Source organism: Pseudomonas sp. GLN_2, from assembly GCF_043106005.1.
GTDB classification, from domain to species: domain Bacteria; phylum Pseudomonadota; class Gammaproteobacteria; order Pseudomonadales; family Pseudomonadaceae; genus Aquipseudomonas; species Aquipseudomonas alloputida.
Window position 1 is genome coordinate 1 of record NZ_JBICMC010000073.1, and the last position, 3,630, is coordinate 3,630.

The window sequence follows — 3,630 nt, forward strand, 5'->3', positions numbered from 1 at the left end:
GGCCTGCCTTACTCAGCCTTGGTCGGCTCAGCCTGGTGCGACAGGCTGTACACATAAGCCGCCAGCAAGTGCACCTTGTCGTTGCCCTGCAGCTGTTCCTGGGCCGGCATCTGCCCCTGGCGGCCATAACGAATGGTCTGCTGCAGTTGGGCAAAGCTCGAGCCGTAGATGAACGCCTGCGGGTGGGTCAGGTTCGGAGCGCCCATGGCGGGCGTGCCTTTGCCTTCCGGCCCGTGGCAGGCCACGCAGTTGGCTGCGAAGATCTTCTGCCCGTTCTCCACATCGGCCTTAGCCCCCTCAGGCAGTGTGCGGCCATCGAGTTTGCTGACCACGAACGCAGCCACGTCGGCCACGCCCTGGTCACCGATCACTTCGGCCCAGGCCGGCATCACGCCATGGCGACCGCCCATGATGGTGGTCTTGATGGTTTCCGGCTCGCCGCCCCAGCGCCAGTCGTTGTCGGTGAGATTGGGGAAGCCGAAGGCGCCCTTGGCGTCGGAACCGTGGCACACCGAGCAGTTGGAGGCGAACAGCCGCGCTCCCATTTTCAGTGCCTGTGGGTCCTTGGCCACTTCTTCGATCGGCATGGCCGCGAATTTGGCGAAGATCGGCCCGAAGCGGGCGTCGGCCTTGGCCATTTCCTTTTCCCACTCGTGCACACCGGTCCAGCCCGGCTGGCCGTTGGAAAACTCGGTCTGCTTGTCGTTATCCAGGTATGAATAGCCCGGCAGGACGCCTTTCCAATTGCCCAGGCCCGGGTACAGCACCAGGTAACCGAGGGCGAAGATGATGGTGCCGACGAACAGCCAGAACCACCATTGCGGCAGCGGGTTGTCGTATTCCTCGATGCCATCGAAGGCATGCCCGACGGTTTCGTCGGTAACCTCTTCGCGCTGGCCCTTGCGGGTCGACAGCAGCAGCCAGGTCAACGAGAAGATGGTGCCCAGGGTCAGGACGGTAACGTACAGACTCCAGAAGGTTGTCATTGTTGTTTGCTCCCAGAAGCTTTTGCTTGCTCGACGTGCCGAGTGGCCTCGGGGTCATCCGCGAAGGGCAGTTGGGTCGCTTCGTCGAAGTCCTTTTTACGCCGTGGGTTGAACACCCACAGCGCCAGGCCCACGAACGCCACCATCACCACGACGGTGCCCAGGCCGCGAATCATCCCGATATCCATCAGCGTCACCGTTTGCTCTTGATGATGGTGCCAAGACCTTGCAGGTACGCGACGATGGCGTCCATTTCGGTCTTGCCCTTGACCGCGTCACGTGCGCCGGCAATGTCGGCGTCGGTGTACGGGGTGCCGAGTGTGCGCAGCACTTCCATCTTCTTCGCGGTGTCCTTGCCGTCGAGCTTGTTCTCGACCAGCCACGGGTAGGAAGGCATCTTCGATTCCGGTACCACGTTGCGCGGGTTGTACAGGTGCGCTCGGTGCCAATCATCGGAGTAGCGGCCGCCGACGCGGGCCAGGTCCGGCCCGGTACGCTTGGAGCCCCACAGGAACGGGTGATCCCACACGCTTTCACCGGCTACCGAGTAATGGCCGTACCGCTCGGTTTCGGCACGGAACGGGCGGATCATCTGCGAGTGGCAGCCTACGCAGCCTTCGCGGATGTAGATATCGCGGCCTTCCACCTCCAGCGCGGTGCGCGGCTTCATGCCCTCGACCGGCTTGTTGGTGACGTCCTGGAAAAACAGCGGGACGATCTGGGTCAGGCCACCGACGCTCACGGCGATGACCATGAAGAAGGCCAGCAGGCCTATGTTCTTCTCGACGGCTTCATGCTTCATCAGTGCGCTCCCACAACGACGATCTTGGCGGCCTCTTCAGCCTGTGCCGGGTTGGCGGCACGTACGGTACGGAACACGTTGTAGGCCATCAGCAGCATGCCGCTGGCGAAGAACGCTCCGCCCAGGGCGCGGACGATGTAGCCGGGGTGGCTGGCCTGCAGGGCTTCGACGAAGGAGTAGGTGAGGGTGCCGTCATCGTTGATGGCGCGCCACATCAGGCCCTGGGTGATGCCGTTGACCCACATCGAGGCGATGTACAGTACGGTACCGATGGTGGCCAGCCAGAAGTGCGCGTTGATCAGGCCGATGCTGTGCATCTGCTCGCGGCCGTAGAGTTTCGGGATCATGTGGTACACGGCGCCGATCGAAATCATTGCCACCCAGCCGAGGGCGCCAGCGTGGACGTGGCCGATGGTCCAGTCGGTGTAGTGCGACAGTGAGTTCACGGTCTTGATGGCCATCATCGGGCCTTCGAAGGTGGACATGCCGTAGAACGCCAGCGACACCACCAGGAAGCGCAGGATCGGGTCGGTGCGCAGTTTGTGCCAGGCGCCCGACAGGGTCATCATGCCGTTGATCATGCCGCCCCAGCTTGGCGCCAGCAGGATGATCGACATCACCATGCCCAGCGACTGCGCCCAGTCAGGCAGGGCGGTGTAGTGCAGGTGGTGCGGGCCAGCCCAGATGTACAGGGTGATCAGCGCCCAGAAGTGTACGATCGACAAGCGATACGAGTAGATCGGCCGCTCGGCCTGCTTGGGCACGAAGTAGTACATCATCCCCAGGAAACCGGTGGTGAGGAAGAAGCCCACGGCGTTGTGGCCGTACCACCACTGGATCATCGCGTCGGTGGCGCCGGAGTAGGCCGAGTACGACTTGAACAGGCTCACCGGCAGCGAGATGTGGTTGACGATATGCAGCATCGCGGTGACCACGATGAACGCACCGTAGAACCAGTTGCCGACATAGATGTGCTTGGTCTTGCGCTTGACGATGGTGCCGAAGAACACCAGGCCGTAGGTAACCCAGACGATAGCCAGCAGGATCGCCAGCGGCCACTCGAGCTCGGCGTATTCCTTGGTGGTGGTGTAGCCCATCGGCAGGGTGATCAGCGCGCCGACGATCACGGCTTGCCAACCCCAGAAGGTGAAGGCGGCCATGCTGTCGGAGATCAGCCGGGTCTGGCAGGTGCGCTGCACCACGTAGTAGCTGGTGCCGAACAGCGCACAGCCCCCGAAGGCGAAGATCACCAGGTTGGTGTGCAGCGGGCGCAGGCGGCCGAAGCTGGTCCAGGGAAGGTCCAGGTTCAGCTGCGGCCACACCAGCTGCGAGGCGATGAAGACGCCGAGGCCCATGCCAAGGATCCCCCAGACCACCGTCATGATGGCGAACTGGCGGACGACCTTATAGTTATAAGCAGTCGGACTGATTGCTGTGCTCATTCTAAGGTTCCACGGTTTTGATGTTCTTGTTGGTCGAAAAATCGGCGCCAGTATTGATAACCAGCAAGGTTACCGCAACGCAAGTTTGGTACGCCGACCCGTGTCCAGACCCGTTCACTGATGTCCCGCAGGGATCGGGTCTGGGCGATTGTACACAAATAAATATTTGTAATGTGTACCGTTTTTCATATTTTTCTGATCGATCGGTCAAGCTTTTTCTGGGGCGGCGACAGGCCATGCGCCGCGTCTGCTCCGGTCCTTTCGGAGCGAAGCCCACTGAGGCAACAAGCTTAGTTGTGTTCGGTGGGGGTGCAAGGGAAGGGGGGGCGGCGGTGGGGGGTATGGTTTGAGGGGGATGGTGGGGCGGGGGTGTAAGGTTTGATGGTTATGGTGGGGCGGA

The 3,630-nt window shown here is 61.8% G+C and carries 4 protein-coding genes; all 4 read right to left on the reverse strand.

The genetic code is table 11. The features are described 5' to 3' along the window. Positions 1-8: 8 nt before the first annotated feature. The 4 genes from ccoP to ccoN are packed head-to-tail and all read right to left on the reverse strand — an operon-like array spanning position 9 to position 3,230. Positions 9-986, reverse strand: coding sequence for a cytochrome-c oxidase, cbb3-type subunit III (ccoP, locus tag ACF8Q6_RS16405; RefSeq protein ID WP_392499110.1), 978 nt, complete (start codon positions 984-986; stop codon positions 9-11). Beyond that, positions 983-1,174: a CcoQ/FixQ family Cbb3-type cytochrome c oxidase assembly chaperone gene (locus tag ACF8Q6_RS16410; protein WP_003254287.1), complete on the reverse strand. Its 192-nt coding sequence runs from the start codon at positions 1,172-1,174 to the stop codon at positions 983-985. Before ACF8Q6_RS16410 ends, ccoP begins: the two co-directional genes overlap by 4 nt. A 5-nt stretch (positions 1,175-1,179) precedes the next feature. After that, the gene (gene ccoO, locus ACF8Q6_RS16415) at positions 1,180-1,788 is read right to left on the reverse strand and encodes a cytochrome-c oxidase, cbb3-type subunit II (RefSeq protein ID WP_010955006.1); all 609 of its coding nucleotides are present in this window, start codon (positions 1,786-1,788) and stop codon (positions 1,180-1,182) included. After that, positions 1,788-3,230 (reverse strand): cytochrome-c oxidase, cbb3-type subunit I, encoded by a 1,443-nt coding sequence (gene ccoN, locus ACF8Q6_RS16420; RefSeq protein ID WP_003254284.1) that lies wholly within the window; start codon positions 3,228-3,230, stop codon positions 1,788-1,790. Before ccoN ends, ccoO begins: the two co-directional genes overlap by 1 nt. Positions 3,231-3,630: the final 400 nt, after the last annotated feature.